The sequence below is a fragment of the Robertmurraya sp. genome (genome assembly GCF_036676585.1).
In the GTDB taxonomy this organism is placed as follows: Bacteria; Bacillota; Bacilli; order Bacillales; family Cytobacillaceae; genus Robertmurraya_A.
The window spans coordinates 26,169-49,123 of the sequence record NZ_JAKFCQ010000118.1; the positions used below are offsets into that span (position 1 = coordinate 26,169).

The following is a 22,955-nucleotide window of genomic DNA, read 5'->3' on the forward strand; positions in this document are numbered from 1 at the left end:
ATGAGGTGGCAAGGGTTAATTCAAGAATATAAAGAGTTTCTTCCTGTAAGTGAGAACACTCCTAAATTAACATTAAACGAAGGCAATACTCCATTAATTTATCTTGAGAATCTTTCAAAAGAGTGGGGAGTAGAACTTTACGTTAAGACAGAGGGAACAAATCCAACGGGTTCTTTTAAAGACCGTGGTATGGTTATGGCAGTTGCCAAGGCGAAGGAAGAAGGAAGCGATACAGTTATCTGTGCATCAACAGGAAATACGTCTGCAGCAGCTGCAGCATACGCAGCAAGAGCTGGGATGCGTTGTATTGTTGTAATTCCTGAAGGTAAGATTGCAATGGGTAAGCTAGCGCAAGCAATCATGTACGGAGCAGAGATTATCTCTATTGAAGGAAACTTTGACCAAGCTTTAGCAATGGTACGTAAAATCAGTGAATCTGAGCCTGTTGCATTAGTTAACTCGGTGAATCCATACCGACTTGAAGGACAAAAAACTGCTGCATTTGAAGTGTGCGACCAGCTAGGTGGAGCGCCAGATATTTTAGCTATCCCTGTTGGGAATGCGGGGAATATCAGTGCGTACTGGAAAGGCTTTAAGGAATATCATGAGGCAAAGGGAACTGCATTACCAAAGATGCATGGTTTCGAAGCAGAAGGGGCAGCAGCAATCGTTCATAACCGTGTGTTTGAAAACCCTGAAACAATTGCAACTGCGATTCGTATCGGAAATCCAGCAAGCTGGCATTTAGCTTCTGCTGCAGTCGAAGAATCAGCAGGGAAAATAGATGAAGTGAGCGATGAAGAAATTCTCGCTGCATATCAAAAACTTGCATCAACAGAAGGTGTATTTGCTGAGCCTGCATCATGTGCGTCTATTGCTGGTGTATATAAGCAATTGCAAAATGGAACCATCGCTAAGGGTAGCAAAATTGTTGCAATCTTGACTGGAAATGGATTGAAGGATCCTAATACAGCGATCGAGTGCAGCCCAATTAAGCCGGTATTGTTACCAAATGATGAACAAGCTGTTGCGAACCACATTCGAGGGGTTGTTCATCAATGAGTGAAGAAGCTGTACTTATCATCGATGTACCAGCAAGTACGGCCAATTTAGGACCTGGCTTCGATTCTGTCGGGTTAGCACTAAATCTTTATTTATCACTTGAAGTAGAAAAAGCAGCGAAATGGCAAATTGAAATGCTTTCAGAAGAGCTTGAGGTATTTCCGAAGGATGAAACAAACTTTATTGTGTCAACAGCCATCGAAATTGCTGAGAAATATGGAAAGAGTTTATCTCCATGTTTGATAAAAATGAAAAGTGATATTCCATTAGCAAGAGGTCTTGGTTCAAGTGCTGCAGCGATTGTTGCAGCGATTGAACTCGCTGATCACGTAGGCGAACTAGGGCTTACAAAAGAGGAAAAAATGAAGATTGCTTCTGTCATGGAGGGGCATCCAGATAATGCAGGTGCAGCTCTTTACGGTGGTTTGATTGTAGGAACGCAGATCGGGGAAGAGGTTGATTTTTTAACCTATACAGATCTTGCTTTTGATATTGTCATGGTCGTACCAAAAGAAGAGTTGCTGACAAAAGCCTCTCGAGGCGTCTTGCCTTCAGAACTTTCATACGCTACAGCTGTTCGTGCTAGTTCTGTGTCGAACGTGCTAGTGGCAGCTCTTTTACAAGGGAATTTACCATTAGCAGGTAAAATGATGAGCAAGGACTTGTTTCATCAGCCTTACAGAAAATCAATTGTGCCAGAACTGGAGCAAGTTGAAGACTTAGCGCTTCAATATGGTGCCTTTGGAGTTGCACTAAGTGGTGCTGGTCCAAGTGTCATCTGCTTTGTAGAAAAAGGGCTCGGACAAGAGGTAATCGGTCGTATGGAGCCGTATTTGCCTCATGTATCGTTCTACTCTTTGCAAATAGACAAAGACGGAAGCCGTGTGCAAAAAAAGGTCAAGAGACTAGAAAAATAAGAAAAAGCGATTTCGCAGGAAATCGCTTTTTTCTTCAATAATTAAATTAGAAAACTTGTTCTACTTCCACTACGCCTGGAACTTCCTCTAAAAGAGCACGCTCAATTCCAGCTTTTAAAGTAATTGTTGAGCTTGGGCAGCTACCGCATGCGCCTAACAAACGAAGCTTAACGATGCCATCCTCAACGTCTACTAATTCACAGTCCCCACCATCACGAAGAAGGAATGGACGTAATTTATTTAGTACCTCTTGAACTTGTTCAAACATTTCTTGCTCTGCCATCTAAATCGCTCCCTTCATACTCCTTATTATAATCATTTTAATTAAAAAAATCTATTGGTAATACTCAAATCCAAAAATCGTCAAACTAGTGTGTTCTGCTCCTTTTATCATGTAAAATAGACATAGTGAGTAAAAGGGGGAAGGAACATGATTGAGCTTGTAGTATACGGGGCAGAAGTACTTTGCCCAAGCTGTGTGAATTTACCATCATCAAAAGAAACCTACGAATGGTTGGAAGCGGCAATTGGAAGAAAGTACTTAAACCAACCATTTCAAATAACCTATGTAGATATTTATCAACCACCAAACGATGAGAAAAAGCAAGCCTTTGCTGAACGTGTCATTGAGGAAGATATGTTTTATCCGGTTGTTGTCCTAGAAGATGAAGTGGTAGGGGAAGGTAACCCGAAGCTTAAAACGATCTATTCGGCAATGGAGAGGCATGGGTATAAGGCAAGCGAATAGAGAGGAGACCTGAGTTTTGATCGATCAAGCAGTGCATTTACTCCAATCTTATTTTGGATATTCTAGCTTTCGAAAGGGTCAAGAACAAATTATTCAAACGGTGCTTAACGGGAATGATGGAATTTGTATTATGCCAACTGGTGGAGGGAAATCACTTTGTTATCAAATACCAGCCCTACTGTTTGAAGGAACAACGATTGTAATTTCCCCATTGATTTCTTTAATGAAGGATCAAGTAGACACGCTTCTTCAGGCAGGTGTTTCTGCGACCTATATTAATAGCTCGTTAACGAGCAAAGAGATTCAAGAAAGGTTGACCGGTGCGAAGGAAGGAAAATATAAACTTTTGTATCTTGCACCAGAACGACTCGAATCAAGTGATTTTCTGCAAAGTCTGCAAATGATACGTATTCCGTTTATCGCGATTGACGAGGCACACTGTATCTCACAATGGGGACACGATTTTCGTCCGAGTTATTTACAAATTCAAAAGTTTATTCGCAGCTTACAAGAAAAACCAGTCGTTTTAGCATTAACTGCGACTGCGACTCCACAAGTAAGAGAAGACATATGCAAAACCTTACACATAAACGATGCGAACAGTGTGATTACAGGATTTGAGCGTGAGAATCTAACCTTTTCGGTTGTCAAAGGCCAAGATCGGAATGCCTTTATAAAGAGTTATGTCAAGAAAAACAATAAAGAAAGTGGCATCATCTATGCTGCCACAAGAAAAATGGTCGATCAGCTGTATGAGCGATTAAAGAAAGAAAAAATTTCAGTCACTCGATACCATGCGGGCATGAGTGACGAGGAACGGAATTCAGAACAGGAATTATTTTTAAAAGACGAAAGTAGTGTTATGATTGCTACCTCCGCATTTGGGATGGGAATCGATAAATCGAATATTCGATATGTGCTTCACTATCAGCTTCCGAAGAATATGGAAAGCTATTATCAGGAAGCAGGACGTGCAGGTAGAGATGGCCTTAAAAGTGAATGTGTCGTTTTATATTCCCCTCAAGATGTTCAAATTCAGCGCTTTTTAATTGATCAGTCTGCTGATCGCAGCCGCATGAGTCAGGAGCTCGAAAAGCTTCAATCAATGATCGACTATTGCCATACAGAAGCATGCCTGCACTCACATATTTTAGAGTACTTTGGCGAAGAAGAGGCAACCGATTGTGGGCGCTGTGGGAACTGTAAAGATACGAGAACGAGCGTGGATGTTACAAAGGAAGCACAAATGATTTTATCGTGTATCATTCGTATGGGTCAGAAATACGGGAAAAATCTAGTTGCTCAAGTACTAACTGGTTCAAAAAATAAAAAGGTCTACGACTTTCGTTTTGATCAGCTAAGCACCTACGGGATTTTAAAGACAAAAAGTGCGAAAGAGGTTAGCGAAGAAATTGAGTTTCTTATCACCCGTGAACTGATTGGTGTGGAGCATGGATCTTATCCAACGATATATGTCACACCTGCTGGAAGAGAAGTATTAGTTGGGAATGAGAAAGTACTCAGAAAGGAAGCCGTAAAGACGAGTACCATTACGGAGGTGGACAACCCTTTATTCGAAGAGCTTCGTGCCATAAGAAGAAGCTTGGCCGAGAAAGAAAAAGTTCCACCGTTTGTCGTTTTCTCGGATGCTACCTTGAAGGATATGTGTGCAAAAATGCCTCAAACACCGGAAGAATTTTTAAACGTGAACGGTGTTGGTCAAAATAAGCTGAACAAGTATGGAGAAAAGTTTATGGAAGTGATCCGTAGCTTTTCTAGTAAAGTCCCTGCTCAATAAAATAAGCTCTCCTACCATGGTAGGAGAGCTTATTTATATTAGCCATTATGATATTTATACATCCATAGAATTCCTGATTTTAATAGTCTTGCCACCCGTCCTGTGATAGGGCGTTCTGCTACTAACCCAAAGCCATGCTTTTTGCCTAAAGAGCCGAGAACTCCCTTTAACTTAATAACCGGCATTGTCTCAGGAAGCGGTTCATTTGCCCATCTTTTTAAGAGAATTTGTACAATCTGTTCCGCTTGTCCTTCAGCTAATTGAGCGCTAGGTGCGTGCGGTAGACTTGCACAGTCACCCACGACATATACATGTTCATCATGAGGCAAATTGTGATGAACAGTTAGCACCACTCGCCCTTGATGATCCTTTTCGACATCAAGGTTTCGAATAATCTCTACTGGCTGAATGCCTGCAGTCCATACAATCGCATCCGAGTGTAGTGGCTCATCGTGATTGTATAGAGTATTTTCTTCTACCTTTGTGATATGTGAATTGTTAACAATTTCTACTCCGTGATTATCAAACCAATTTTCCACATACGTTCCTAAACGAACAGGGAAGGCAGATAAGATATGATTTCCGCGGTCGAATAGCTTTACCTTTAAATCAGGTCTGCTTTCATTTAATTCACTTGCTAGTTCTACACCGCTCAAACCAGCCCCAACAATGCTGACAACAGAGCCAGGGGATAGGTTGTTCAATGCTTGATACGTTGTTCTAGACTTCTCAATCGATTGAATGCTATACGTATGACGATCTGCACCTGGGACATTGTGGTATTTATCCTCACAACCTAGCCCAATTACTAAATCGTCGTAAGTGATTACATCATTATTCACGAGAACGGTTTTCTCTTCAAGATTAATATCTTTAACTTCTCCGTATTTGATTGTAAGCCTAGGGTGCTCAGGGAAAGCTACCCGTACATGCTGATCGGAAATCGTACCAGCTGCAAGAGCGTAATATTCTGTTTTTAAACAGTGGTAAGGAATTTTATCAACTAGCGTGATGGTTACATCGTCTGGAAGTTGAGAGGGTAATAAGCGTGCGAGTATTCTCATTCCCCCGTAGCCTCCGCCGAGAATAACGAGATTCTTCATAATAATTTCCCCTTTATCTCTACAGTTGAGTTGCTATTCTCTCTTATAAAAACGTTTGCAATATGATGACATATTACAATGATAAATCGATAGATAAACATTATATATGTTTCAAAACACCATAAAAAGTATAACGAAATTGTGACAAAACCACAACACATTCAGTACAATTTCTTGACAATTAAAATTTTTGGAAGGAAACTACCTACTTGAACTTTTTGGTTGGACAAGGTACATTTACTAAGTAGAGGTGGGAGAAATGATAAAACCAATTATAGAGTTTTGTATAAGTAATTTAGCAAGTGGTGCTCAAAAAGCACTCGAACAGCTAGAAAAGGATTATGACCTGGATATCATTGAATATGGGTGCCTTGGCTATTGTGGCAAATGCGCATCAACACTGTATGCACTAGTAAATGGAGAAGTCGTTTCTGGGGATACACCTGATGAACTGGTAGAAAATATTTATCGTTATTTAGAAGAAAATCCGATGTTTTAACATACAAAAAAAGGGTCACCTCAAAGGTAGACCCTTTTTATATTTTTGTTTTTTGCTTTTCACGTATTTCCTGCCAACGATCTCTTGCCATTTCAACGATCTTTGCCTCATTAAAGCTTCCTTGTTTTTCAATGACCTTTGAAAAATATTTTACCGATTGGTCGATCTGACCCGTCCGTCTAGATAGCTCAGCAATCATATAGAGAAGCCGAAGTTCGGTCATTTGTGTTCCGCGATAATCATCAGTGATATATGCTTCCATATACTCGTCCACAGCAAGCTTCATAAATCGTTGCTCCTGCTCGTGATCTAGCAATGCTCTGTAGATCCAAGCCAATCTCATATATAAACCAGCAATAGATACATGCTTTTCTTTTTTCAATGTTCCACAATAGGCGGCAAGTTTGATTGTTTTTGCGGCCTCTGGATACGTCCTTACCTCACCAAAACTGCGGGGTAGCCACTGTTGGGCTATTTTAGAATCAATGATTTCCTTGCTGCCTGGTGGAAAATAAGGCGCAAAGTCATCTGTAAAAGAAAAGCCGCATTTCGGACATACCGCGACAAAATAAAGGTTAGGATCATTTTCAATATTTTCATATGTAGGGGCAAAGTCAGTATCATAGGACTTTACTACTACAAAACGTGAGCGAAGCTTCTTAGTCGTAAACTTAGTTTTACACATCATGCATTCACATTTTTTATCATAAAGCGGCTGTAGTTCAGTCATATTCTCACACACCCCTTTTATTTTTACGATCGTTTATATAATACTATTGTACCTTATTATTTGTGATAAAAGAACTATAAAAATATTATATTTGAAAAGAAGAGGGTTTGGTGCCAAGGGGTTCCAGAATGTTAAAGTATCAACAAAGCAACATTTCTCCCCAGTCCCTGCTCAATTAACCCAATGCCCATTTATCAAAACCAATTCCATTTTTATAAGTCCGTTCAGTTGAGTATAAAGGCATTGCTGTATATACTAAAAGTAAAGATGTTCGAGGGAGGAATGAATAATCATGAAAGACATTATTACTGTGACAGAAGCGGCTGCACTTCAAATAAAAGATATGATGAAAGAGAATGAAGAGGAAAATGCGTACTTACGCGTAGCGATTAAAGGTGGCGGCTGCAGTGGCCTATCGTATGGTCTTGGATTTGCTCATGAAGTAGAAGAAGGGGACAAGGAGCTTGTTCAACATGGAATTACATTCTTAGTTGATAAAGAAAGTGCTCCTGCGTTAGTAGGAACCGTTATTGACTATAAGCACTCCCTGATGGGTGGCGGCTTCACCATCGAAAATCCTAATGCCATAGCTTCATGTGGGTGTGGTTCCTCTTTCCGTACAGCAACCAACCAAGGTACACCGGAAGAATGCTAAAAAGTGCAAGGGTCATCCTTGCACTTTTTTTCTCTTTTCTCTGTCCAGCTCCAGCAGCTAGGGGCTCGGGTCATAAGCTAAATCGCTCCAGAAGGCAGGCCTTCCTGCACGATTCATCTTATGCCTGTCGCCCCTGATCAAGCTGCTTCCGCTTTTCTATTTAAACATCGAAGAACTATGCAATGGCTGAGTCTTCGCCTTTGGATCAATAAATGTTTTTGCGTTGTTAACGGCCGTTGGTGCTTCACCGAAGCCGCAGGCAATAAGCTTTACTTTTCCTTCGTACGTACAGATATCGCCCGCTGCATAAATGCCGGGAATATTGGTTTCCATTTTTGAATTCACAACGATGGTGTTTTTTGAAATCTCAAGTCCCCATTCCTTGATGGGACCAAGGGATGAAACGAATCCGTAGTTACAAATCACAGAATCTACTTCGACGGTTTCTTCTGTTTTATCATTCACATTCTTTAGCACAACTTGAGCAATGTCTCCTTTGCTGTTCGAAAGTAAATCAGCAGGGACGTAGGGAGTTTTTATCTCCACCTTGGAATGTTGAAGGTTTTGTACACTGTGCTCGTGAGCCCGGAACTTTTCACGACGGTGAACAATCGTTACTTTTTCTGCAATTGGTTCGAGCATTAAAGCCCAATCAACCGCTGAATCTCCCCCTCCAAATACGACCACCTTTTGACCAGCGAATTGGTGAAGATCGTCAATAAAGTAGTATAGATTTTTTCCTTCGTATTGGGAGGAGTTTTCTAGCTCTAAACGTCGAGGTTGAAAGGCTCCGTTTCCAGCGGTGATGATGATTGTTTTTGAAAAATGGACTTCTTTATTCGTTGTTAACTTAAAGATTCCATCCGTTTGTTTCTCAATTTTTTCAACGGATTGCTCTAAGCAAATTGTTTGATTAAATGTAGCCATTTGCTCCTTCAGGTTATTGACTAACTGCTGGGCCCGGACTTTAGGAAATCCAGCAACATCATATATATATTTTTCAGGGTATAAAGCGGACAACTGCCCACCTAACTGTGGCAAGCTTTCAATCAATTTAACCGTTGCTTGTCTCATTCCCCCATAGAAGGCAGTAAATAGTCCAGTAGGTCCTCCGCCAATAATGGTAATGTCGTAAACTGTCTGGTCCTCTTTCATTCTATATCCCCCTAACTATGTGTAGGATTTATCATTTCATACTACCAAAAGTATTAAAAATGGCTCGGAGTTATGACTAAATAATGAAACTCCCTTAGGAATAAGTCACTAAGAACATGAAGATTGTCAGAAAAGTTTACCATTTATATGATCGTTTTTTGGTAGATTTTCTGCTTGAAAAAGTGAATGAAAAGGAATATGATGATATGTAGACATATTGTTAACTTTTTGTGTCTTTTTTTCAACATTTTCTTGTCTTCTTTCGTGAAAAACATCACAAACTTTTTCGTAGTTATTATAAAATAAATTCCTTTATAGAAGCGGAAGATAAAAAAAACACAAAAAAACTATATATAAAAAAGGTGGGTTTGAACGTCTTGAGAAAGCCAAAAATCGTAGTATTAGGTGCCGGATACGGTGGATTAATGACAGTAACAAGATTACAAAAGCAAGTTGGAGTAAATGAAGCGGATATCGTCCTTATTAACAAAAATGATTACCACTATGAAACAACATGGTTACATGAAGCGTCAGCTGGTACATTACACCATGACCGTGTACGTTACAATGTAACGGATGTTATTGACACAAATAAAGTAGAATTCATCAAAGGTACGGTTCTTTCTATTAACCATGAAGAGAAGAAAGTGGTTCTTGAAAAAGGTGAGGTTGAGTACGATTACCTTGTGATATCACTAGGTGCAGAGCCAGAAACGTTCGGAATTAAAGGTTTGAAAGAGCATGCATTTGCGATTGCTAATATCAATGCTGCACGTCAACTTCGTGAACATATTGAATATCAATTTGCTACGTACAACATGGAAGAAGAAAAGAAAGATGAAAGATTAACAATCGTTGTTGGTGGTGCAGGATTTACAGGAATTGAATTCTTAGGTGAATTAACTAACCGTGTTCCTGAGCTTTGCCGCGAGTACGATATTGATTTCGGTAAAGTAAAACTAATTTGTGTAGAGGCTGCTCCAATGGTACTTCCTGGATTTGATCCAGAGCTAGTTAGCTACGCAACTGCTCAATTAGAGCGTAAAGGTGTAACATTCATGATCGGTACAGCTATTAAAGAAGCAACTGAAAATGGAATTGTTGTTGGTAAAGGCGAAGACGAAGTAGAAGAAATTAAGGCTGCAACAGTGGTTTGGGCTGCAGGAGTTCGCGGTAGCTCAATCATTGAAAACTCTGGTTTTGAAGCGATGAGAGGTCGCGTAAAGGTTCAACCTGACCTACGTGTTCCAGGACACGACAACGTATTCATTATCGGTGATTGCTCACTAATTATCGACGAGAAGGTGAATCGTCCATACCCACCAACTGCTCAAATTGCGATGCAACAAGGTGAACTTTGTGCAAGCAACCTAGTATCTCTTATCCGTGACAAAGGTGAGTTAGGTCACTTTACATTCGATAACAAAGGTACAGTTTGCTCACTTGGACACGACGATGCAATCGGAGTAGCATTTGGTAAGAAGATGACTGGTGGAACGGCTTCATTCATGAAGAAGATGGTTGATAACCGTGCATTATTTATGATTGGCGGACCTTCATTAGTTCTGAAAAAAGGAAAATTCAACGTTCTATAATAGATGAGAAGAACAAGCTGCACAAACAGCTTGTTCTTTTTTTGATATTATCGGTGATATAATTATCGTATAAGTGGGGTGTGGGAATTGAAGAATACGGAAAGAGGAAAGGTTTGGCTGGCAGTGGCTGGTTTGGTCATAAATGCACATGGTGAATGGCTTGTGGTAAAAAAGAAGTACGGGGGACTAAAGGGGAAGTGGTCCTTACCTGCGGGGTTTGTAGATGAAGGGGAAACAGTAGACGAGGCTGTTATTCGAGAGGTAAAAGAAGAAACAGGCTTAACCTGCCGTGTGGACCAATTGCTTGGAGTACGAACAGGGGTCATCAAGCATGAGATTAGTGACAATATGATTATGTTTCTTCTGCAGCAAACAGTCCTTGAGGAAAGCATTGTAATTCAAGAAAATGAGCTGTATGAGGCTGCTTTTATTCATCCAGACCAATTGCTGGATGAGAATACAGCTTCAATCATGCTCGCGTTTATGGTTGAAGCGATGAGATCTCAAGAGAGAATGAAAGTCGATAGTATTGATCCAGGACAGCAATTCGGATACACATCATATAAGTTGTTTTTGTAATTGTTTAAAAATTTAGAAAAAGTATGGAAAACAGAGAAAAAAACACTTGTATGCGTTTCCACCCTTCGTTTTTGGAAGATTTTCTTACTTTCCATTTTTGTTTTTTTATGATATATTATCTGAAAATTCAGTCGTTTGGAAAGGTTGAGGAAAATGAATGCAGTGAAGGTAGAAACAAAGGAATGTCTTTATTGCTCAGGCAAGGGGTACTTCCAGCTTTTACTTGGTGGTTCAGAAACATGCCCAAGCTGTGGGGGAACTGGAAAACAGAAAGAATCAAAATAACCAAACTTCCTCCGTATATGATGCGGAGTATTTTTTTGTCCTTTTTTCCCCCCGCCATTTTATTGACGAAAAACGCTTGCTTTTAGTACACTAAAAGTTGATGTGTGAAGGGGGAAACAACCAAATGCCAATGACGATATTTGTTCTACCAATATCGATGCTTTTGTTTTTTGTTTTATTTTTTGGAATCGGATTCATCTTAAATATGCTACTAAGAATGTCGTGGATTATGGCAATCATTTATCCAATCGTTTCGATTCTCATTGTTGATGTAGTTAGCTTCAGTGAGTATTTTACAAATAGTGCTGCTGCATTTCAAGACTTGGGGAACCGATTTATGAATCTAGCACTTGCAGACATTCTGATTTTAAGCAGCGGAATGGCAGGAGCGATACTTGCAGGAATAACGATAAAAATGTTAAGAAACAGAGGATATCGCATGTTTTAGCCTTCACATCAGTGGAGGTTTTTTTGTTTCATTTGTCAACTTGTTAAAATATACCAAAGTCTATTAATTCACTAAAATATGAATACTTCTTTCAAAAATGGGAAATGACTATTTTTGGGAGGAGTGAAAAAAGATGAAAATAGTGAAATTGTTAATAAGGCGTGTTATGTTGATGGTGTTGTTTATTGGAGCTTTAGGTGCAACATTTCAAAGTATCTCAGGTGTAAAAGCTGAATCTCTATTGGCAAATACAAATTACGGTGACGAAGTGGACGCTGAAGATTCTGTCATTGATCACACCGTAAAACAGATTGGATTGGCATTTAAATTCTTAAATAATATAGCTAGTGAAGAAACATTAATCTCATCTAGTGAAGAAGTAATCGGTGCCCCGCCAAAGCTTGAAGAAGCATTTGATTGGGGACAATACCCGAAAGCAACGGTAACTGCCACTGGCTACACTGCAGGAGTTGAATCAACTGGGAAGAACCCTGGGCATCCAGAGTTTGGAATTACATATTCAGGTGTGAAGGTAACGAGAGACTTATTTTCAACAGTAGCTGCGGATTTAAATGTTTTTCCAATCGGAACCATTCTCTTTATTCCTGGTTACGGATACGGAGTTGTTGCCGATAAAGGTGGAGCGATCAAAGGCAATAAAGTAGACCTTTATTTTGAAACAGTTGAAGATGTGTACAACAACTGGGGTAAGAAAACACTAGAAGTGTATGTGATTGAAAAAGGCGATGGAAAGCTAACTGAAGAAGAGCTTCGTACCTTAAATGAGGACAAGGCATTACAAGTATTCCGTCAGCAATATACGAGCTCAGAAAGTAAATAAGAAAAAGGCGAGTTTCTCATGAGAGGAACTTGCCTTTTTAGTTTTCCAAAATAGCCTGAATAGTTAAGTGGAAATATTATCATTGTTTATGTAGTGATGAACCGTAGGAAGAACGCAACGAGTACACCTGTGATTCCTCCGAAGAATACTTCAATTGGTTTGTGCCCTAGGAGTTCTTTTAACTCTTTTCGTTTCTCTTGTTCTGGCTTATTCGGCCACCCTTTTGCTTCATCTAGAAATTTATGAAAGTCATGTACAAGCTGATTTAATACAATAGCCTGTTCTCCAGCTTGCCTTCGCACACCTGTAGCATCAAACATGGTTATAATAGCAAACACAGCTGATACAGCGAATATAGCGGAGTCAATTCCAGCTTCGAAAGCCACGCCGGTAGACAGTGCGGTTACAGCAGCAGAATGGGAGCTAGGCATTCCTCCTGTACTTGTAAGCAGGGACCAATCAATCTTCCGTGTAGCGAGATACTGAATAGGAACCTTTACAAATTGAGCAAAAAAGATTGCTATCAAGGAAGCGATAAATGGGAAGTTAAATAATAATTCCATAAGATATATACCTCTTTTCTCCATCATGGATCAATACCACAAAAATTATAGGTTATAACATGATTTTCCCATTTTCCTTTGCTAAGATAGTGGTAAATGGAGCATCATTTAGGGGGGGAAGTCATTGTCACACTATCCAGCTGAATATTATGAGTTTTTTATTTCTTTTAATGAAGGTGATTATTATACTTGTCACGATTTACTGGAAGAAATGTGGATGACTGATAAAGGAAATTACTTTTTAAAAGGTTTATTACAAATGAGTGTAGCCATTTATCATTACGAATACGGTAATGTTGTTGGTGCAAGATCAATGATGAAGGTGGCTTATGAATATTTAGACTCGTATCGTCCCATGCACTGGGGTCTGGATATTGAAAAGCTTCATGCATTTATTTACCAGTGTATTACTATTATACCACAACATATTGATCGAATTCCCTTTGAAAAAGTAGCGACTCTTCCAAGCCTACCCCAGTACTATTTATTTTTAGAAGAAGATAATTAGATATTCGAAATATTTTTTTATATAATAGCTTTATAACTGATGGAGGTGACGGTATGTTTTCCGTATATGATAAAATTGATTTTTCCGTGAAATTGGACGCATTAGTCGTTGGGTTATTTGATAAGCCAGTAAAGTTCGACGGTGACTTAAAAGTTCTAGATGATCAATTTGATGGTTATTTAACAGAATTAGTGAAAAGCGGTGACTTGTCCGCGAAAAAGAAGAGTTTAACGAAAATACATACATTTGGAAAAATTGGAGCAAGAAATTTATATATTGTTGGACTTGGAAAAGAAGATCAAGCTACCTTTGCTTCAATACGCGAATCATTCGGAGCGGTGTGTAAACAAATTCAATCAGCAAGGCTAACTGAGATAGCTGTTCATTTAGATTCTTTCATAGGGAAAGAACTAGACGCGTTGGATGTGGCTCATGCTGTCGGAGAAGCACTTGCTTTAGCTACGTATGAGTTTAAAGGCTATAAGCAAAAATCGAATGAGCCGGAAAAAAGGATTGAAAATGTCCATGTGTACAGTGAACAGTTAGAAAAGGAAGACCATCAGGCTGCGTTAACCGTAGGATATGTATACGGCAAAGGAACAAATTCTGCTCGTACACTAGTAAACTTACCTGGAAATATGCTAACAGCTACCGATATGGCTAATTACGCAAAGCAGCTAGGAGAAAAATACGAATTTGAAATAGAAATTCTTGATAAGGAAGATATGCTAAAGCTTGGTATGGGTGCGATGTTAGCCGTTAACCAAGGATCAAGCGAACCGCCAAAGATGATTGTTCTGAAGTATCAAGGGAAAGAGGAATGGACCGATGTAATTGGTCTAGTAGGTAAGGGAGTTACCTTTGATACGGGCGGATACTCGATCAAGCCAAAGGATGGCATTGTTGGAATGAAAACCGATATGGGTGGTGCTGCTGCCGTGCTTGGAGCAATGGAAATCATCGGTGAATTACGTCCTGAGCAAAATGTGGTTGCCGTCATTCCTTCGACTGATAACATGATTAGTGGTACAGCCTTTAAGCCAGACGATGTGATAACGTCTATGAGTGGGAAAACGATTGAGGTATTAAATACGGATGCAGAAGGAAGATTAGTCTTGGCAGATGCTGTCACATACGCCAAGTTCCATGGAGCGCAGTATTTGGTTGACGTAGCAACGCTTACTGGTGGTGTAATCATCGCGCTCGGTACAGATACAACTGGTGCGTTAACGAATCATGAAGGATTATTTGAGCAAGTGCTTGAAGCCTCTTCTGAAGCTGGTGAACCTATGTGGCGTCTACCTCTTTTCGAAAAGGATAAAGAAAGAGTAAGAAATAGTAAGATTGCTGATCTTAACAATTCACCTGGTCGAGAAGGTCACGCGATCATGGGTGGAGCCTTTGTCGGAGAGTTTGCCGAAAACACCCCATGGGTACATTTAGATATTGCTGGGACAGCTACCACTTCTAAAGCGTCAGACTTAGGGCCAGACGGAGCAACAGGTGTTATGACAAGAACACTCGCCCTCTTTGTTGAACGATTTGAAGTAATTAAATAATTGGTAAAAAACTCTAGGGATAAAAAGTCCTTAGAGTTTTTTTATTTCCTTGACAGGCTTTGAAAATCTGTGCTATTTTAATTCTTGTGTTTTATTACTCTACCAATTTACCAAACTAAAGGATTGTTTATAGAAAGGAGCACTTATACAACATGAATGCAGTCATCCTTGCCGTGCTTGTTATGCTAATATTAAGTTTATTTCGAGTAAATGTCGTGTTATCCCTCATTATCGGAGCGATCGTGGGAGGACTAACCGGTGGATTATCGATTGAAAAAACAATTGAAGTCTTCTCTGGAGGATTAGGAGGAAGTGCGGAGGTTGCCTTAAGTTACGCTTTATTAGGTGGCTTCGCTATTGCCATATCAAAAACAGGGCTACCAAATGTTTTGGTCGATGCCGTCTTAAAAATGGTTCAAAAGAATGGTGATTCTAAAGCTAAAGTTTATTCAAAAGCGCTCATCGTTTTTGCGATTTTATTAATGGCTTGCTTCTCGCAAAACCTGATTCCCATCCATATTGCGTTTATTCCTATTTTAATTCCACCACTATTAAATGTGATGAATGAGTTGAAAATAGATAGAAGATTAATAGCATCCGTTTTAACATTCGGGTTAACAGCCCCTTATATCCTTTTACCAGCAGGATTTGGAAAAATCTTTCACGATATACTAGCTACTAATATGTCTGATAGTGGACTCAGAATAGACCCAGCAGATATTCCGACAGCAATGCTAATTCCGACAGCGGGTCTTTTAGTAGGATTAGTAATTGCCATTTTCTTTTCTTACCGTAAAGGAAGAAACTATGTGACCCACGAATTAATTAAAGTAGAAAAGCAAGAACAAAGTAAGTTAGCAATCGTTTTTGCCGTACTAGCCATCATTGGTGCTTTAATCGTGCAAATTCTCCTCGATTCAATGATCATCGGTGCTCTTGCAGGGATCATCATTATCTACTTGAGTGGTTCCGTGAAGTGGCGAGAGGCGGACGAGCTTCTAACAGATGGAATGAAAATGATGGCCTTTATTGGATTTGTAATGTTATCGGCCTTTGGATTTGCCGAAGTATTAAAAGCAACTGGGGCCGTGGATGAACTTGTTCAACAGTCTGCGAATGTGATTGGTGGAAACCAGGGGCTGGCTGCTTTATTGATGCTAGTAGTAGGTTTGCTAGTTACTATGGGAATTGGATCTTCTTTCTCTACCATCCCTATCATTGCTACCATTTTCGTGCCACTTTGTATGGAACTAGGCTTTAGTCCGATGGCTACGATCGCATTAGTAGGTACAGCAGCAGCACTAGGAGATGCAGGTTCTCCGGCTTCTGATAGTACGCTCGGTCCTACAGCAGGATTGAATGCAGATGGTCAGCATAATCATATTTGGGACACATGTGTGCCAACCTTTATTCATTACAATATCCCGCTTGTCATTTTTGGTTGGATCGCGGCTATGGTATTATAATAGGTGAAAGTGCAGCTTTCTTAATGAAGGCTGCATTTTTTGATTCGCTTATACATATTAACAATAGGGGAGTGCTTGTATGTACTTTGGAAAAGTAAGCAAGAAGACAAACGACCGTGTTCCTCCTAATCAAAATGTAACAACCACTTTTCCTGTATTACATCACGGGAATATTCCATATTATAAAAACTTAAATGAATGGACTCTTCGCCTATTTGGTGAAGTGAAAAAGGAAGTAGTTTTCACTTTTTCTGAGCTTATGGAGTTACCACAAACAGAATATCAAAACGATATTCATTGTGTGACTGGGTGGTCGAAGCTTGATAATACATGGAGTGGAATAAGTACGCGTGCAGTGCTGGATGCGGTTGTATTGTTAGAGGGAGTAGAACATGTCATTTTTCATGCAGAAGAAGGCTGGTCAGCTAATATTCCTTTTGAAGACTTTGCAAAAGAGACAAGTTTGCTCGCTCACAGCTTTAATGGAGTGCCGCTCACACCTGAGCATGGATATCCGCTGCGTGCGGTGATCCCACATTTGTACTTTTGGAAAAGTGCCAAATGGCTTCGGGCAATCGAGTTTTCCAAAGATGATAAACCAGGTTTTTGGGAGAAAAATGGCTATCACAATTATGGGAACCCATGGAAGGAAGAACGTTTTACTTGGGATTAGAAGAGGGAAATTCATCCATATTTTAAAAAGAAGGTAGACAGGGCATTGCTCCAATGATTACAATTATGAAGTTGAAGACAGAACGTATTGATTTGAAAAGGGCTGTTTGGCAAGGAGGAAATTATGGAAGAATGGATTTTTAGTATTATTGAGAACTATGGGTATCTTGGGGTATTTTTAATTATTGTAATAGAAAATGTGTTCCCACCAATTCCATCTGAACTTGTTTTACCGTTTAGTGGATTTATGACAACCAAAACTGAATTGTCCGTAGCGATGATGATCGTTGCGTCAACGGCCGGATCAGTGGTTGGTGGAACGATTTTATACTATATTGGTACGATTCTGGATGTAGAACGGCTAGAGAAGATTGTAGACCGTTGGGGTAAATATCTTCAATTAAAAAGAGAAGATGTATACAAAGCGGATGCTTGGTTTGACCGTTACGGAATATGGACTGTTTTCTTTTGCCGAATGGTTCCGTTATTAAGAAGTCTTATTTCTGTACCTGCCGGGATGTCTAATATGAAAATGCCGTTGTTCCTACTCTTTACTCTCTTAGGAACAGCGATTTGGAACACGCTTCTAATTGTTATTGGCGCAAAGCTCGGAGAAAATTGGACACAGATTTTAAGTTACACAGAAGTGTATTCCGATATTATTTATGCAGTAGGTGCTATTGCGATTTTGGCGGTACTTATCTTTTTCGGAAGAAGATTTTTTTATAAAAAGTAAGCGTTCATGCATGGAACGAATTAATAGAAACAGAGGTATGTAATTGATGAATGTATGGGATATATTTGTTGCGATTATTTTAGGCCTTGTAGAGGGGTTAACGGAATTTGCTCCAGTTTCCTCAACCGGTCATATGATTATTGTGGATGATATGCTTTTTAAATCAAAAGAATTGTTCGGCAGTGAAGTGGCTAACACGTTTAAGGTTGTCATTCAACTTGGTTCTATTTTAGCAGTTGTTATTGTATTCAAAGACCGTTTTATTCAGTTATTGGGACTTTCATCAAGAAAAGCTAAACAAGAGTATGGTGGGAAAAAGCTTAGACTTTCTCAAGTAATCGTTGGTCTTCTTCCAGCTGGTATTCTTGGTGTCTTATTTGATGACTATATTGATGAGCATCTTTTTACAACTGAAACGGTATTAATCGGACTTGTTGCTGGTGCTGTACTCATGATTATTGCTGATCTAATGCCAAAGGATAAAAAGCCAAAGGTGGAAACGGTCGATCAGATTTCGTACAAGCAAGCCATTATTATTGGATTGTTCCAATGTATTGCATTATGGCCAGGATTTTCTCGTTCGGGTTCGACAATGTCTGGTGGAGTCATTTTAGGATTAAGTCACCGTGCAGCAGCTGATTTTACATTCATTATGGCTGTTCCAATCATGGCTGGTGCAAGCTTAATTTCTCTTTTAAATAGCTGGGAATACTTCACAATGGATGCACTGCCATTCTTTATTGCAGGCTTTATTAGTGCGTTCGTATTCGCCCTTATCTCCATTCGTTTTTTCCTGGCGCTAATCAACAAAGTTCAATTAATTCCATTTGCGATTTATCGAATTGTTCTTGCAACGATTATCTTTGTTGTATTTATCTTATAGAAGTGAAAGGCCTCCATGTGGGGGCCTTTTACTTTTATTCGAAAAAATCCATATAAAACACATCATTTCCTTTTTCAAAAAACATTTGAAATACAATATAAGCAAACCCTAAATACTCATAAACTCCATCATACATTCCTATTTCCAATTTAGATTACCCTCCTCGCTTACTATGTGTACTGGATGAGAACGGCTTGCTAACCAGTGAAAAAGGTTGGTGGGTAATCCTGCTCCGGAAGCAATACCAGTATGTCCATTTGGCAACTGAATAAGCTCCTTATCTTGGCTACCTGCTAATGTCATCATAGGCAAAGCTTGCTCTATTGGTACGAGTTCATCATTTGTTGAAGCAATCACTAATAGGTTAGCAAGTATTTGTTGTAATCGTACTGGTTTTCCACCAACCGTAAATTTTCCTGTTAGTAACTTATTGTGGATGATTAGGTCATTCACGATTTGCTTAAGGGCGGCACCCGGAAAGGCAATATGCTCCTTTGTCCATTGATTGAATAATGACCATTTGTGTACGTATTCCTTGTTATGTCCTTTTTCTAATAGTGATAAATACGGAGAAATATAGATAGGGGAAGTGATCAGTCGAACTCCATAATTCATAAAGGCTGCTGGTATAATTCCTAGCCCATCTATAAGAGGTGATAGGTCGATTGTTTCATCCTTGATGGCTTGGTGCAGGAGATCAAACTTTGGAAAATACGAAAAGTCGACAGGAGTGACAAAGAGAATAAGATTCTCGATCGGTTCCTTGGCTATGGCTGCGTATATAGCAGCGAGTGTTCCTCCAAGGCAAAATCCCATGACACTAATGCTATCGCTTTTTGAGTGTTTCAGAGCGACCCTTGCACCTGGCTGAATATACTTGAGTACATAATCGTCGATGGTCATGTCGCGATCTTCGTATCTTGGAATTCCGAAGTCTATCATATACACCTCATAGCCAGCATTGGTAAGAGCACCAATCAAACTTGTGTTTGGCAATAAATCCAATATCGTTGGTTGATTCACTAAAGAATAAATTAAATAAAGCGGTGTATGATATTTTTTAACAGGTGCAGGGTAGTACCATAAAGTGGCTTTGTTTCTTTTCCAGAGTGCTTGTCTAGGTGTTGATGCTGTGATGGGAGTTCCGTCCGTAAACACACGGAACAGTGAATTCCATCGAGTTTTCTCAAGTGAAAATCGTTCAGCTTCCATATTAATCACCAAGCTTTGACTGATTTAATAAAGCATCTGAGAGCCTTGCAAGGTTTTCTTGAACAAGCTTTGCTCTTTCTTTACGGTCAAGAGGTCTTCTACTTGCTTTTTGTAAGGGGGCTTTGGTAGAAGAAGGTTTTGTGCCCAATGTAGCTTCTAAACGCTGTAGGGTTGTTTCTATTTGTGCTAATCTTTGCTGGATATCCTCCAGCCGATCTTCATTTTGAATCGTAAGTTTTGCAACACTTGCCACATCTCTTTTGGTAGGAATGTTTAATGGGACCGAAGCTGTTTCCACAGCATCTTGAAGCTCCTTAATGAGCTTGCCATACCATTGGGTTCTTCTGCCTAGTAGTCCGACGATATCCTCTTTGTTTACTCGATTTTTTATCCAATCGTTTACTAAAGCCTCCGCTTTCGATCCAGTTAATTTAATTTGGCTATATAAATCATCAAGCTGTTCGCTGCGCAATGATCTCAGCTCCCTTTTATAATGTACGAAAAATATCACTATATATTATAGACAGGCATTAAGGGAAGGTGCGAAAAATGGATTTTTGCCTCTGCCTTATTTCTCAACTGTCAACAAAATGCCAATACTATGTGCATTGGAAAAGAATATTCTACTGTAAAAGGTAAATAATATCTCCGTACCATATATAAGGAGGTTTTTTTCATGCAGAAAAATGCTAGAGGATATGTTCAAGATTCAGTAAGTGCCTTATCAGAAGCAAAGGATTGCTTACAAAATGCTTTAAATACAGTGGAAAAGGGATCTAACCGTGACCGCATCGAGCAAACTTTGCAACAAGTAAACTCAGCCCTACAATCATGTGACCAAACAGCTGGAGTTTTAGGTCAGGAGTAAAGGGGTACAGGCGTGAATTCTAATAGAATTCACGTTTTTTTTTGTAGAAGCATGTGTTTGATGATATCTTTCCACATGATGGACGTTAGCCTATTCCAACTAGGTGTTTGTTGCATATGAAGTAGTGTAGGGAAGTACAGACACGAAAAGGAGGTATACGCATGCAACATCATTACGTTGGACCACATCATCGTGGAGATAGATTCTTCTTCGGCGCACCATTTGCGGCTGGATTATTAGGTGGTTTTGCTGGAGGGTTACTAGGTGGCGCATTTTTTCGTCCAAGACCATTCTACCCATACCCATATCCATATCCTTATCCATACTATCCACCAGCATATGGATATGGTTATCCATACTATTAATAAAAATTATGTTAGAAAACTAAAAGTGACGACGAAAAGGTTGAAATCGCATCTAAGGATTTCAACCTTTTTATTCTGGCAAACACTCTTACATCCACCTGACTGTAAGAGTCAAGTTGCAGCAATTCATCGTATCTATATCCCTGCTGAAGTCTAGTTTTAAACCATCTGGTGTATAGCTTACAACAGGGATGTTCTGAATTCCCGTATGCTTTATTTGATCCTCGACAAGCTTCTGCTTCGATTCTTGTGCGTTGCTCATAAGCTGTTTGGCAAACTCCTTTGAATCGGCCATTCTTTCAAGAAGTACACTTGCATCTTTCATCAGTGATTGCATATATTTAGCAGAAGTCATAAATAACTGTGGATTTACCTCTTGAAAAGGCCTGAAGTAATAATTGGGTTGATAATAGCAAGGTGACTGACGTGCGCCTACGAAGTAATATGGAGAGTAGTGTGGATAGGCTTGAAAAGGTACGGAATAGTATTGAAGGTTTCTAGGATCGTAGCAATACAACCATTTCACATCCTTTATTAGAAAATGGGGTATATTTCCAACATAATATATGTTTCTGAAAGAATGTCTAATGATAACATTACAAAAATGTTAAAATGACCTAGTTGGTTCTATATTTTGCTATAATTAATTTTACTTAGATACTTATGTTGTTAAAGTGGTTTTTGGAGGTGATAGAATGGAGTTAGATTTTATTCTTGATATAATTGAGGAAAATGGATATATTGGGCTGTTCCTTTGGCTTTGGTTTGGAGTAGTAGGCATGCCGGTACCTAATGAAATAATCGCCATGACGGTGGGTTTAGCGGCTTCCCTAGGTACCTTAAATCCAGTATGCATCTTTCTTTCTACGTATCTAGGAATAGTCGCTGCACTAACTACAAGCTACCTCGCAGGAAAGTACATAGGTGTTAGACTCCTTCCATTCTTTCAAAAGAGCAAACGGATGGCTCGAACCATTGACCGTTCCTTCCAATCAATTGAAAAGTACCATGCTTTTTCCCTTCTGTTCAGTTACTTTATCCCTGGATTACGAAACTTTGTCCCATTTATTTACGGACTAAGCAAGCTGTCCTATAAAGTTTTTGCCCTGTTTGCCTACAGTGGGGCTTTTATTTGGCTGAGTATCGTTTTTTCGCTTGGATATTGGTTTGGTGATCAGAAGGAGATCTTAGTCGAGTATGAAACAGAATTACTACTAATGGGAAGTATCTTTTTTGTATGTTCGTTTCTTTTAATAAAAGTGATCAATCGGAAAAAAGTAAAAAAGCTTAGGAGGTCTTCAACTTTATGAAGGGAAACTCATTAATTCAAACGCTAGGAATTGAATTTAAGCAGATTGAAAAAGGAAGAGTCGTAGCTACGATGCCTGTAGATGACCGCACACGTCAACCGTTCGGCCTTCTCCATGGTGGTGCATCAGTTGCACTTGCAGAAAGCGTTGCTTCAATCGGAGCGTACGAATTGGTTAATAAGGAAAAGGAAGTAGTCGTTGGATTAGAAATCAATGCCAATCATATTAAAGCAAAAAGAGACGGTATCGTAACCGCTACTGGAACAGTGCTTCATCAAGGTCGGACCACAATGGTATGGGATATTAAAATAACAGACGAACAAGACCAGCTTATTAGTGTCTCACGCTGTACAATAGCTGTAATTGAAAAAAGATAAAAAAATCCATGTGTGAAAGTC

28 protein-coding genes and 1 pseudogene are annotated in these 22,955 nt (G+C 39.5%); 21 read left to right on the forward strand and 8 right to left on the reverse strand.

The genetic code is table 11. From position 1 onward, the window contains the following. Window positions 1–1,062, forward strand: coding sequence for a threonine synthase (gene thrC / locus ACGLXV_RS15895; protein WP_391559444.1), 1,062 nt, complete (start codon window positions 1–3; stop codon window positions 1,060–1,062). Continuing rightward, window positions 1,059–1,979: a homoserine kinase gene (thrB, locus tag ACGLXV_RS15900; RefSeq protein ID WP_391559445.1), complete on the forward strand. Its 921-nt coding sequence runs from the start codon at window positions 1,059–1,061 to the stop codon at window positions 1,977–1,979. Before thrC ends, thrB begins: the two co-directional genes overlap by 4 nt. Before the next feature lie 46 nt (window positions 1,980–2,025). Here the strand turns inward: thrB and ACGLXV_RS15905 are convergent, their stop codons facing one another. Further along, complete coding sequence (locus ACGLXV_RS15905; protein WP_119709799.1) at window positions 2,026–2,262, reverse strand: NifU family protein; 237 nt, start codon at window positions 2,260–2,262, stop codon at window positions 2,026–2,028. Window positions 2,263–2,409: 147 nt separating this feature from the next. Here ACGLXV_RS15905 and ACGLXV_RS15910 point away from each other — a divergent pair, with 147 nt between their 5' ends. Together ACGLXV_RS15910 and recQ are read left to right on the forward strand one after the other, a co-directional pair. After that, window positions 2,410–2,727: a YuzD family protein gene (locus ACGLXV_RS15910; protein WP_391559446.1), complete on the forward strand. Its 318-nt coding sequence runs from the start codon at window positions 2,410–2,412 to the stop codon at window positions 2,725–2,727. A 16-nt stretch (window positions 2,728–2,743) separates the two neighbouring features. Continuing rightward, window positions 2,744–4,516, forward strand: a pseudogene (recQ, locus tag ACGLXV_RS15915) (DNA helicase RecQ); the annotation flags it as partial. 47 nt (window positions 4,517–4,563) lie between these two features. On the opposite strand, the gene ACGLXV_RS15920 reads toward recQ, so the two are convergent. Then, a complete protein-coding gene (locus ACGLXV_RS15920; RefSeq protein WP_391559447.1) occupies window positions 4,564–5,628 on the reverse strand; it encodes an NAD(P)/FAD-dependent oxidoreductase in 1,065 nt (354 codons plus the stop codon). A gap of 259 nt (window positions 5,629–5,887) precedes the next feature. On the opposite strand from ACGLXV_RS15920, the gene ACGLXV_RS15925 reads away from it, so the two are divergent. Further along, a complete protein-coding gene (locus ACGLXV_RS15925; protein ID WP_066055496.1) occupies window positions 5,888–6,127 on the forward strand; it encodes a YuzB family protein in 240 nt (79 codons plus the stop codon). A 37-nt stretch (window positions 6,128–6,164) separates the two neighbouring features. Here ACGLXV_RS15925 and ACGLXV_RS15930 read toward each other — a convergent pair whose 3' ends face one another. Further along, the gene (locus tag ACGLXV_RS15930; protein ID WP_119709795.1) at window positions 6,165–6,857 is read right to left on the reverse strand and encodes a DUF2225 domain-containing protein; all 693 of its coding nucleotides are present in this window, start codon (window positions 6,855–6,857) and stop codon (window positions 6,165–6,167) included. Between the two features lie 292 nt (window positions 6,858–7,149). On the opposite strand from ACGLXV_RS15930, the gene ACGLXV_RS15935 reads away from it, so the two are divergent. After that, window positions 7,150–7,512: a HesB/IscA family protein gene (locus ACGLXV_RS15935; protein ID WP_119709794.1), complete on the forward strand. Its 363-nt coding sequence runs from the start codon at window positions 7,150–7,152 to the stop codon at window positions 7,510–7,512. Window positions 7,513–7,668: 156 nt separating this feature from the next. Here ACGLXV_RS15935 and ACGLXV_RS15940 read toward each other — a convergent pair whose 3' ends face one another. After that, a complete protein-coding gene (locus tag ACGLXV_RS15940) occupies window positions 7,669–8,667 on the reverse strand; it encodes an NAD(P)/FAD-dependent oxidoreductase (protein WP_391559448.1) in 999 nt (332 codons plus the stop codon). Between the two features lie 377 nt (window positions 8,668–9,044). Between ACGLXV_RS15940 and ACGLXV_RS15945 the strand changes: the two genes are divergently transcribed. From ACGLXV_RS15945 to ACGLXV_RS15965, 5 genes are all read left to right on the forward strand, one after another. After that, entirely contained in the window at window positions 9,045–10,262 is a 1,218-nt protein-coding gene (locus tag ACGLXV_RS15945) for an NAD(P)/FAD-dependent oxidoreductase (protein ID WP_391559449.1), read from the forward strand. Window positions 10,263–10,349: 87 nt separating this feature from the next. Further along, window positions 10,350–10,841, forward strand: coding sequence for an NUDIX domain-containing protein (locus ACGLXV_RS15950; RefSeq protein WP_391559450.1), 492 nt, complete (start codon window positions 10,350–10,352; stop codon window positions 10,839–10,841). Window positions 10,842–10,994: 153 nt separating this feature from the next. Then, window positions 10,995–11,126, forward strand: a complete 132-nt coding sequence (locus ACGLXV_RS15955; RefSeq protein WP_391559451.1) for a YuiA family protein — start codon at window positions 10,995–10,997, stop codon at window positions 11,124–11,126. Between the two features lie 124 nt (window positions 11,127–11,250). Next, window positions 11,251–11,574, forward strand: a complete 324-nt coding sequence (locus tag ACGLXV_RS15960) for a YuiB family protein (RefSeq protein ID WP_160546241.1) — start codon at window positions 11,251–11,253, stop codon at window positions 11,572–11,574. A 133-nt stretch (window positions 11,575–11,707) separates the two neighbouring features. Beyond that, a complete protein-coding gene (locus ACGLXV_RS15965; protein WP_391559452.1) occupies window positions 11,708–12,415 on the forward strand; it encodes a 3D domain-containing protein in 708 nt (235 codons plus the stop codon). 86 nt (window positions 12,416–12,501) lie between these two features. On the opposite strand, the gene ACGLXV_RS15970 is transcribed toward ACGLXV_RS15965, so the two are convergent. Beyond that, on the reverse strand, window positions 12,502–12,978 hold the full coding sequence (locus tag ACGLXV_RS15970) for a divergent PAP2 family protein (RefSeq protein WP_119709788.1): 477 nt from the start codon (window positions 12,976–12,978) through the stop codon (window positions 12,502–12,504). A 124-nt stretch (window positions 12,979–13,102) separates the two neighbouring features. On the opposite strand from ACGLXV_RS15970, the gene ACGLXV_RS15975 reads away from it, so the two are divergent. From ACGLXV_RS15975 to ACGLXV_RS16000, 6 genes are all read left to right on the forward strand, one after another. Continuing rightward, window positions 13,103–13,486, forward strand: coding sequence for a DUF309 domain-containing protein (locus ACGLXV_RS15975; RefSeq protein ID WP_391559453.1), 384 nt, complete (start codon window positions 13,103–13,105; stop codon window positions 13,484–13,486). Between the two features lie 53 nt (window positions 13,487–13,539). Next, complete coding sequence (locus ACGLXV_RS15980; protein WP_391559454.1) at window positions 13,540–15,045, forward strand: leucyl aminopeptidase; 1,506 nt, start codon at window positions 13,540–13,542, stop codon at window positions 15,043–15,045. 152 nt (window positions 15,046–15,197) lie between these two features. Further along, window positions 15,198–16,511, forward strand: coding sequence for a Na+/H+ antiporter family protein (locus ACGLXV_RS15985; protein ID WP_391559455.1), 1,314 nt, complete (start codon window positions 15,198–15,200; stop codon window positions 16,509–16,511). A gap of 79 nt (window positions 16,512–16,590) precedes the next feature. Then, window positions 16,591–17,184: a sulfite oxidase-like oxidoreductase gene (locus ACGLXV_RS15990; RefSeq protein WP_391559456.1), complete on the forward strand. Its 594-nt coding sequence runs from the start codon at window positions 16,591–16,593 to the stop codon at window positions 17,182–17,184. Window positions 17,185–17,307: 123 nt separating this feature from the next. Continuing rightward, on the forward strand, window positions 17,308–17,919 hold the full coding sequence (locus ACGLXV_RS15995) for a DedA family protein (protein ID WP_119709783.1): 612 nt from the start codon (window positions 17,308–17,310) through the stop codon (window positions 17,917–17,919). Between the two features lie 46 nt (window positions 17,920–17,965). Then, a complete protein-coding gene (locus tag ACGLXV_RS16000) occupies window positions 17,966–18,802 on the forward strand; it encodes an undecaprenyl-diphosphate phosphatase (protein WP_391559467.1) in 837 nt (278 codons plus the stop codon). 138 nt (window positions 18,803–18,940) lie between these two features. Here ACGLXV_RS16000 and ACGLXV_RS16005 read toward each other — a convergent pair whose 3' ends face one another. Continuing rightward, window positions 18,941–20,014: an alpha/beta fold hydrolase gene (locus ACGLXV_RS16005; protein WP_391559457.1), complete on the reverse strand. Its 1,074-nt coding sequence runs from the start codon at window positions 20,012–20,014 to the stop codon at window positions 18,941–18,943. 1 nt (window position 20,015) lies between these two features. Further along, window positions 20,016–20,486: a WASHC3/CCDC53 family protein gene (locus ACGLXV_RS16010; RefSeq protein WP_119709780.1), complete on the reverse strand. Its 471-nt coding sequence runs from the start codon at window positions 20,484–20,486 to the stop codon at window positions 20,016–20,018. A gap of 204 nt (window positions 20,487–20,690) precedes the next feature. Between ACGLXV_RS16010 and ACGLXV_RS16015 the strand changes: the two genes are divergently transcribed. Beyond that, on the forward strand, window positions 20,691–20,882 hold the full coding sequence (locus ACGLXV_RS16015) for a hypothetical protein (protein WP_119709779.1): 192 nt from the start codon (window positions 20,691–20,693) through the stop codon (window positions 20,880–20,882). 161 nt (window positions 20,883–21,043) lie between these two features. Further along, window positions 21,044–21,247: a hypothetical protein gene (locus ACGLXV_RS16020; RefSeq protein ID WP_119709778.1), complete on the forward strand. Its 204-nt coding sequence runs from the start codon at window positions 21,044–21,046 to the stop codon at window positions 21,245–21,247. Window positions 21,248–21,335: 88 nt separating this feature from the next. On the opposite strand, the gene ACGLXV_RS16025 is transcribed toward ACGLXV_RS16020, so the two are convergent. Further along, window positions 21,336–21,764 carry a YuzC family spore coat inner layer protein gene (locus tag ACGLXV_RS16025; protein ID WP_391559458.1) on the reverse strand — a complete coding sequence of 143 codons (429 nt, stop codon included), beginning with the start codon at window positions 21,762–21,764 and terminating at the stop codon, window positions 21,336–21,338. Window positions 21,765–21,942: 178 nt separating this feature from the next. On the opposite strand from ACGLXV_RS16025, the gene ACGLXV_RS16030 reads away from it, so the two are divergent. Together ACGLXV_RS16030 and ACGLXV_RS16035 are read left to right on the forward strand one after the other, a co-directional pair. After that, the gene (locus tag ACGLXV_RS16030; protein WP_391559459.1) at window positions 21,943–22,557 is read left to right on the forward strand and encodes a DedA family protein; all 615 of its coding nucleotides are present in this window, start codon (window positions 21,943–21,945) and stop codon (window positions 22,555–22,557) included. Next, window positions 22,554–22,934, forward strand: a complete 381-nt coding sequence (locus ACGLXV_RS16035; protein ID WP_391559460.1) for a PaaI family thioesterase — start codon at window positions 22,554–22,556, stop codon at window positions 22,932–22,934. Before ACGLXV_RS16030 ends, ACGLXV_RS16035 begins: the two co-directional genes overlap by 4 nt. Window positions 22,935–22,955 lie beyond the last annotated feature (21 nt).

Excerpts from the sequence above, each read along its gene's own strand:
- ACGLXV_RS15980 (WP_391559454.1), top strand. The coding sequence starts at position 13,540 with ATGTTTTCCGTATATGATAAAATTGATTTTTCCGTGAAATTGGACGCA.
- ACGLXV_RS15960 (WP_160546241.1), top strand. The coding sequence starts at position 11,251 with ATGCCAATGACGATATTTGTTCTACCAATATCGATGCTTTTGTTTTTT.
- ACGLXV_RS16030 (WP_391559459.1), top strand. The coding sequence starts at position 21,943 with ATGGAGTTAGATTTTATTCTTGATATAATTGAGGAAAATGGATATATT.
- ACGLXV_RS15965 (WP_391559452.1), top strand. The coding sequence starts at position 11,708 with ATGAAAATAGTGAAATTGTTAATAAGGCGTGTTATGTTGATGGTGTTG.
- ACGLXV_RS15930 (WP_119709795.1), bottom strand. The coding sequence starts at position 6,857 with ATGACTGAACTACAGCCGCTTTATGATAAAAAATGTGAATGCATGATG.
- ACGLXV_RS15970 (WP_119709788.1), bottom strand. The coding sequence starts at position 12,978 with ATGGAATTATTATTTAACTTCCCATTTATCGCTTCCTTGATAGCAATC.
- ACGLXV_RS15905 (WP_119709799.1), bottom strand. The coding sequence starts at position 2,262 with ATGGCAGAGCAAGAAATGTTTGAACAAGTTCAAGAGGTACTAAATAAA.
- ACGLXV_RS16035 (WP_391559460.1), top strand. The coding sequence starts at position 22,554 with ATGAAGGGAAACTCATTAATTCAAACGCTAGGAATTGAATTTAAGCAG.
- ACGLXV_RS15925 (WP_066055496.1), top strand. The coding sequence starts at position 5,888 with ATGATAAAACCAATTATAGAGTTTTGTATAAGTAATTTAGCAAGTGGT.
- ACGLXV_RS16020 (WP_119709778.1), top strand. The coding sequence starts at position 21,044 with ATGCAACATCATTACGTTGGACCACATCATCGTGGAGATAGATTCTTC.
- ACGLXV_RS16005 (WP_391559457.1), bottom strand. The coding sequence starts at position 20,014 with ATGGAAGCTGAACGATTTTCACTTGAGAAAACTCGATGGAATTCACTG.
- ACGLXV_RS16000 (WP_391559467.1), top strand. The coding sequence starts at position 17,966 with ATGAATGTATGGGATATATTTGTTGCGATTATTTTAGGCCTTGTAGAG.
- ACGLXV_RS15935 (WP_119709794.1), top strand. The coding sequence starts at position 7,150 with ATGAAAGACATTATTACTGTGACAGAAGCGGCTGCACTTCAAATAAAA.
- ACGLXV_RS16015 (WP_119709779.1), top strand. The coding sequence starts at position 20,691 with ATGCAGAAAAATGCTAGAGGATATGTTCAAGATTCAGTAAGTGCCTTA.
- thrC (WP_391559444.1), top strand. The coding sequence starts at position 1 with ATGAGGTGGCAAGGGTTAATTCAAGAATATAAAGAGTTTCTTCCTGTA.
- ACGLXV_RS15985 (WP_391559455.1), top strand. The coding sequence starts at position 15,198 with ATGAATGCAGTCATCCTTGCCGTGCTTGTTATGCTAATATTAAGTTTA.
- thrB (WP_391559445.1), top strand. The coding sequence starts at position 1,059 with ATGAGTGAAGAAGCTGTACTTATCATCGATGTACCAGCAAGTACGGCC.
- ACGLXV_RS15955 (WP_391559451.1), top strand. The coding sequence starts at position 10,995 with ATGAATGCAGTGAAGGTAGAAACAAAGGAATGTCTTTATTGCTCAGGC.
- ACGLXV_RS15990 (WP_391559456.1), top strand. The coding sequence starts at position 16,591 with ATGTACTTTGGAAAAGTAAGCAAGAAGACAAACGACCGTGTTCCTCCT.
- ACGLXV_RS15940 (WP_391559448.1), bottom strand. The coding sequence starts at position 8,667 with ATGAAAGAGGACCAGACAGTTTACGACATTACCATTATTGGCGGAGGA.
- ACGLXV_RS15995 (WP_119709783.1), top strand. The coding sequence starts at position 17,308 with ATGGAAGAATGGATTTTTAGTATTATTGAGAACTATGGGTATCTTGGG.
- ACGLXV_RS15910 (WP_391559446.1), top strand. The coding sequence starts at position 2,410 with ATGATTGAGCTTGTAGTATACGGGGCAGAAGTACTTTGCCCAAGCTGT.
- ACGLXV_RS15920 (WP_391559447.1), bottom strand. The coding sequence starts at position 5,628 with ATGAAGAATCTCGTTATTCTCGGCGGAGGCTACGGGGGAATGAGAATA.